The organism is Bradyrhizobium sp. BR 10289 (genome assembly GCF_019455385.1).
Lineage (GTDB): Bacteria > Pseudomonadota > Alphaproteobacteria > Rhizobiales > Xanthobacteraceae > Bradyrhizobium.
In genome coordinates this window covers 143621-149899 of the sequence record NZ_JACOFR010000020.1, presented here as the reverse complement: position 1 = coordinate 149899, position 6279 = coordinate 143621, and the positions used below count along the sequence as shown (strand labels likewise).

Annotated in this window: 4 protein-coding genes; 1 reads left to right on the top strand and 3 read right to left on the bottom strand. The window is 62.5% G+C overall.

All coding sequences use genetic code 11. From position 1 onward, the window contains the following. Nucleotides 1-1161: 1161 nt before the first annotated feature. On the top strand, nucleotides 1162-2103 hold the full coding sequence (locus tag HYH08_RS27845) for a L,D-transpeptidase family protein (RefSeq protein WP_502788925.1): 942 nt from the start codon (nucleotides 1162-1164) through the stop codon (nucleotides 2101-2103). A 77-nt stretch (nucleotides 2104-2180) separates the two neighbouring features. On the opposite strand, the gene HYH08_RS27840 is transcribed toward HYH08_RS27845, so the two are convergent. From HYH08_RS27840 to HYH08_RS27830, 3 genes are all read right to left on the bottom strand, one after another. After that, complete coding sequence (locus tag HYH08_RS27840; protein WP_220013018.1) at nucleotides 2181-2924, bottom strand: SDR family oxidoreductase; 744 nt, start codon at nucleotides 2922-2924, stop codon at nucleotides 2181-2183. 357 nt (nucleotides 2925-3281) lie between these two features. Then, on the bottom strand, nucleotides 3282-4358 hold the full coding sequence (locus HYH08_RS27835; RefSeq protein ID WP_220013017.1) for a methyl-accepting chemotaxis protein: 1077 nt from the start codon (nucleotides 4356-4358) through the stop codon (nucleotides 3282-3284). Nucleotides 4359-4549: 191 nt separating this feature from the next. Further along, complete coding sequence (locus tag HYH08_RS27830) at nucleotides 4550-6073, bottom strand: glucosyltransferase domain-containing protein (RefSeq protein ID WP_220013016.1); 1524 nt, start codon at nucleotides 6071-6073, stop codon at nucleotides 4550-4552. Nucleotides 6074-6279 lie beyond the last annotated feature (206 nt).

Below are 6279 nucleotides of genomic sequence, written 5' to 3'. Positions count from 1 at the left end.
AGCCAGAGCGGACCAGAATTGCTCAATCTGAGTTCTTCGCTCATTGACCCGAAGCTGACTTTCGAGCGATTCCACTCAACGACCGGGCGAGGGGGGCATTGACGACCTACATAGCGTATCGCAAAACGGGTTGGCCACGCCATCCTATTGGAGCATCGAAGAGGATTGCTGTATGCCGAAGAGCGCTTTCTTCTTGATACTGACGCTAACTTTGACCGTGGCAATTGTTCATGGCGCTCTTTGGATGAGGGGTATCAGACCGTCACCTCGAAAGGCTCTGTGGGAGCGGATGACTTGGGAGGTCTTTCCTAGGGATGATCAGCAGAAGCAATTTGTGCAGCAACGGCTGCTGATGACGATCCTGGTACTTCCGATCGTAGCATTCGCGGTCCACACAGTTCTTGAAAGACTGGCGATATAGCAGCCCGCGAGACGTCTGCTTCTGGCCCTAAGCCGACCCTCGACACCATCCGTCGACTGGTCTGCTTGTCACCCAAAGGCGACATCTGGGAGGGTCTGTCGCGTAGCTGCTGTTGCTTTAGACTAAAAACATGCTGATGCTTCTGGACGAGTATGTCTTTGTCGCGAGTGCAATTGCCGTCGGTCTATATCCAATTCTCGTATATTGGAGGATACACAGCCTGTATCGGCGTGTAGGCGAGCGGGCAGGGAAGATCGGCTTCTTCTGGTTTTCGTTCCATGTCCAGTCGCCTGAGTTCGGGCGTGGGGCGAAGCTGCTCGAAACGCTGTCACCAGACATTCCAATGCAAGTCTCGACGATACGGCTTCGATAAAAGCGCGAAAGCGTCGCTATCCTTCTATGGCTAGTCTTTCTCATCTTGCTTGGCGTGGTCCTGCCGAAGCTATGACATGGATGGACCACCGGCCGGGATGCTGGTGCGGGTCTGCTCCTGGCCCGTGGCTGGCCGCGTCATGTCCAACCGCTAGGCCTAGGCCTGATCGTTTGCGGGAAGAATAGGAAACTTCCGTCTTCGAGTGGCGTTGCCATTGCCATGATTGTCTCCACTTCGGAGCTGGCACATGAGCAAATGCGGCGCGCGACGATGGACGGTGAATAACGCCCGATCCGTTGGCGGAATCGGATCGCTATGCATCGCTCTGGTCCTCGCCGTGGCGCTCACCCCTGTGGCCGCGGCCGAGATGGACCCGGCTGCCATCAACGGCGCCGAACCCTCGAAGAAGTCGTTGTCGAACGAGAAGCCGACGCCGGCGGGAGTTCGGCTCCAGGTTCTGCTCGACAGGGCTCACTTCTCGCCCGGCGAGATCGACGGCAGGTTTGGCGAGAACGCGAAGAAGGCGCTGCGGGCCTATGCGGAAGCCCGGCAATTGCCGGGCTCGGACACCATCACGGATGAGATCTGGAAGGCGCTCCGGGCGGATGAGCGGCCGGTGATGACGACCTACACCATCACGGCGCAGGACGTGTCAGGTCCGTTCCTGACCAAGCTGCCGGCGAAACTGGAGGACATGAAGGACATTCCAAGTCCGGGCTTCACCAGCCCGCGCGAGGCCCTGGCCGAGAAGTTTCACGTCAGCGAACAATTGCTGGCAGCGCTCAACCCCGGGCGCCATTTCGATCGCGCCGGCGAGACCATCGTCGTCGTGGACACCATCAGCGGCGGCGAGGGGGCGCCCGCCAAGGCCGACAGGGTCGAGGTCGATAAAGCCAGGCAGACCGTCAAGCTGTTCGACAAGTCGAACGCGCTGATCGGATTTTACCCGGCAACCGTCGGCAGTTCAGAGAAGCCGTCGCCGTCAGGTACGCTGAAGATCACCGAGATCAATCGCAATCCGTTCTATCGCTACAATCCTGCCTATCACTTCAAGGGCGTTCATTCCCGAAGACCCTTCACGATCAAGCCCGGTCCGAACAATCCAGTCGGCACCGTCTGGATCAATCTGTCCGCCGAGAGCTACGGCATTCACGGCACGCCGTCGCCGGGAAAGATCTCGAAGGCAGAGTCGCACGGCTGCGTACGCCTCACCAATTGGGATGCGGAGCGTGTTGCCGGCAGCGTCGCGAAGGGCACGGCTGTCGCCTTCGTGGACACTCGGGCCGATGCCAACGCTTCGGTACGGTAGCAGGCTCATTCGGCGTGACTTCGCGATCGGCGCCACCAGATCCTTATCGGCTGCATCGACCACGAAGGCGGCGCCTCTCAGAGGCCTGCGAGCCAGGTTGCGAGCGGGATCTTCCCGAGCCGCGCCTCGCCCAACGGATTCAGCGATGTATCGTCGATGGGGGCGCCGTAATAGGGCGCCTTCGCATCTCCGATCACGGGCCGGACGTCGCCCGACGCTTTGAGGCGGCGTGCGATGAATTCGTTGAAGGGGGCTTTCTCCGGCCCTGCGATATCGATGGTGCCGTTGAGCGGCTTGCCGGTCGCGACCTCCACGAGGCGATCGGCCACGTCCTCGGCCGCAATCGGCTGAAACAGGGCGGAAGGAACGACGATCTTTCCGCCGGTCACGCCCGTTTCGGCAATGGCGCCGAGGAATTCGAAGAACTGGGTGGCGCGCACGATCGAGTAGGGGACCGGCGAAGACTTGATGATAGTCTCCTGGGCCAGCTTGGCGCGGAAATAGGCGTTGTCGGGCGACCGTTCGGTGCCGACGATCGACAGCGCCACGTGATGTTTCACGCCGGCAGCGGCCTCTGCCGTGACCAGGTTCTTGCTCGAGCGCTGGAAGAAGTCGAGCACGGCGGCCGGCTCCCAGGACGGCGCATTGGCGACGTCGACGACGACATCGGCGCCTGCAAGCACCGCTGCGAGACCGTCGCCGGTCACGGCATCGACGCCCGATTTCGGCGAGGCGGCGACGGCCTCGTGGCCCCTCTGCTCGAGCTTCGCCACGAGCTTCGATCCGATCAATCCGGTGCCGCCGATCACAACGATCTTCATGGCCTGTCTCCTCGGCATGTTGTGAGCGCGGGATCACCGAAGCGGATGGGGCCCGTGCTCGTCCAATGTCAGCCGGGGGTTTACAGGAGCAAGGAGGCAGGCTCTTACCTGGAACCGGCCTGCATTGCCGGAAAATGCTCAAGAGAAGGTCGGGTCATCCCCAGACCTTGCTGGGTCGACCTTATCGTCGCCACGCTCATCCGGCGAAAAGAGCATCGATGCCGTGCCGGCGGGGCTTGGCGCCATTGCCGCCGATTTCGCCGATACATCAAGTGCTTGCGGCAGGCGGCCGGGATCTCGCGTCAACAACCCCTGCTACTGTGCATGGGGTTGTTTTCGAAGTTTATGTCCGGAGCCTCACGCCGCGCAGACGATCACCCCATACCAGCCGAGCCCGCGATAGGTCTCGTAGCCCGGCGTCGCATGGAAGGCGACCATGGTGCCGGAGCGGTCCTGATAGAAGCCCGAGCGCTGGCCGTTGAGGGAGAGCGAGATGCGCTCGCTCAGAATGCCCTGTCCGTCGGAGGCGGCGATGACGCGAAAATTCGAGTCGACCAGCAGCACGCGCGCCTTGTCGATGTCGCCGACGCGGACGCCCTGGACGATGGCGCGGGCCTGCGGCTCCCAGTCGAAATGGATGGCGAGCACGCCGATCGGGGCGCCGTTGGCCTGGCCGCCGGCGCGGACGCTGGCGCAATAGGTTGCGACCTGCGCATTGCCGAGCAGGGGCTGGTTCTCGACGTCGCCGGCGACATAGTCGTCACCGGAGCGCAAAGTCTTCGCCTCGCGAAACCACTTTGTGTGGGCGACGTTCTGGCCGACCACGCGAAAACGATCGGCGCGTCCGTTGGCGATGACGTTGCCGTCGAGATCGCAGAGCCAGAGGTCGAGATAGACAGTGTAGGCGCCGAGGATGACGCCGAGGCGCTGCGAGGCGTAGGTGACGGCCGCGGGCGCAGGCGAGGCCGCGCAATCGACCACGGCGGAATCGGTTGCCCACCAACGCACGTCGCAGGTGCGCTCATAGAGGTTGCGGTCGATCAGCTCGACCGCGTTGAGCGACAGGTCGACCATGCGCTCGCCGCGCGAGCGCTGGCTCATGCGGTCGATCGAGGAGACGAGGTCGCCGGTGCGCTTGGTCAGCTGTGTCTCGAGCTCGCGCGCGATGGTCTCGACCTGCTGGCCGACGCCGCGCACCTCCTGCGCCACCACCGCAAAGCCCGCGCCTTGCGCGCCGGCCCGCGAGCTCTCGATCAGCGCGTTCAGCGCCAGCATCTTCATCTGGTTCGTGATCTGCTGGATCGCCTTGGTCTTGTCGACCGCGATCTGGTTGACCTCCGCGGTCAGGCGATTGATCAGCGCGGAGATGTCGGAATCATCTTCGGCGAGTTCGGTGGCGATCGGCTTGGCTTTGAGACCCAGCGCAGCAGACATCGGGGCTTCCCTTGGCAATGAGGCCAGATCTGCAATGAACCCGGAACAATCACGTCAGATCGAATACGAGTCTTTTTCTAGGATTCCACCTAACGCCTGCTTAATTTGCTGCTCCGCGGAATGCCTAAATGATAGTCAGTGTGGCCTGCCGGCCGGCCGTCCCGTGCCAAACCGCCTGCCACCTCGTCAGATCAGCGTTGTGGCAGGCAGACGACGGCAAGCTCGTGGACAACGCCGACCGATCCTGGGCGCGGCCAGACCGTCTGATGTCCGCAATATTCGACCGCGGCCTGCCATTGCGCGTCGGTCGGCGAGGCGAACCGGTAGCCGGTTGCCTGCTCGAACAAGCCCAGCTTGGACCAGGGGGAACCCAGGCCGGATGTGTTCATGTCGAGGGACGATGTCCCAAGCGGGAGGGGATGCGCCTTGCGGCGGCCGACGACGGCCAGCGATGTCACCTCGCCAAAGGCGGGATCGGCCTCAAGCCGCGCGATGATGCGGCTTGCCTCCTGATGGTCCCACAAATTCATGCGCCGCTGATCGAACAGGATCGAGGCGTCGGCACCAAGGTAACCCGTGATGATGACGCCGAAAGCGGCCCCCAGACATAGGTTCAGCCTGGCGAACGCAGATCGAAAGCCGATCACGCCGATCGCCGCGATGCATAGCGCGACCGGCGACAGCAGCCGCGGCGCCAGCCAGGCGGTATCGCCGATAAGCGGAGCCATCGCGGAGCATGCCATTGCAACCGCGACGGCCAGCGCCGCGATCAGCGCCGCCACATTGCCCCGCCGTTGCAATGTCGCTCGCAGCAGCAGGACGATGCTGAGCCCGAGCGCGAGAATGGCCAGAACCGACAACGTCGTCGGGATGAGGCCCTGTGGTGGCAGAAACGAAAACTGCATCGCAGCGCCGAGGGCGTGAAGTTTTTGGAAAACGTCTGGCGAGCCGGCCCGAAAGGCTCTCCCTGACGCAATCGCAGGAAACAGATATCTGGTCGTGATCAGGCACAGCAGGTAAACGGCGAAGCCAGCCAGCAGGAGGGAAGTGCGGCGCAGGAAACGGCTGAGCAAAACGGAAAATTTGGACTTCGAGGCACGACCGCAAACGCAGAGATCGGCCACCAGGACAAGCAGGCCGCCTGCCGCGATGTGGCCGATCACAACCTGATAGTTCCCGAGCGCAAGAGCGACGGCGCCGATAGCGACAGAACGCCAGAAACATGAGGGCGGCGCCCGATAGGCACTCCATACGGCCACTGCCGCGAAGAACACCGCCAGCACCGTCGCGAAGGTGACCTCACCATAGTAGAAATATTCGGTGGCGAAAGGATGCAGTGTGAACAGCGCCGCAAACGCGAATGCCTCCTGCGGCTTGATGTCATCGATGATCGCGGCCGCGAAGATAAACCCGGCAATGATGAAAAGCGGGATCGACAGGCACATCGATGCCGACATGGATTCGATCGGCTGGAATCCCATCTGCGCCTGCAGCCACCACAGCGCGGCGCGAACGAAGCGCCCGTCGCTGAGCGAGTACGCGATCTCGCCGCTGAATGACTTGCGGGCAACGTCATAGCTGTCGATGGAGTACATCGGCGCGAACAGGGCCTGGCCGCGCGCGATGATGTTGAGGCCGAGCACGGCCCAGAACGGTGCGGCGAACCGCGAGACGGTGTCCCTTGCGACGCCAGCGTTCGACATGTCGGCCTGCACGATTGCCTCTGCAGATGAGGAGCGACGTTGTCGGGTGACAACAGCTCTTTCCAGACGGCCAAAATGAGAGGTTTTTCAGGAGATGCTGTGCAGAGCAGGGCGGATCTGGCTTGGCGCTCTACGGAACGCGAAAAAGGGACATGGCTGCGCTGTGCAAAACCGCCCAGCCGCGGCATCGGGCGATTGCCCCATGTGCTACCCTCGTC

What these genes read in the sequence shown, in the direction of transcription:
- HYH08_RS27845 (WP_502788925.1), top strand. Translation starts at nt 1,162, where the DNA reads ATGGACCCGGCTGCCATCAACGGCGCCGAACCCTCGAAGAAGTCGTTG.
- HYH08_RS27840 (WP_220013018.1), bottom strand. Translation starts at nt 2,924, where the DNA reads ATGAAGATCGTTGTGATCGGCGGCACCGGATTGATCGGATCGAAGCTC.
- HYH08_RS27835 (WP_220013017.1), bottom strand. Translation starts at nt 4,358, where the DNA reads ATGTCTGCTGCGCTGGGTCTCAAAGCCAAGCCGATCGCCACCGAACTC.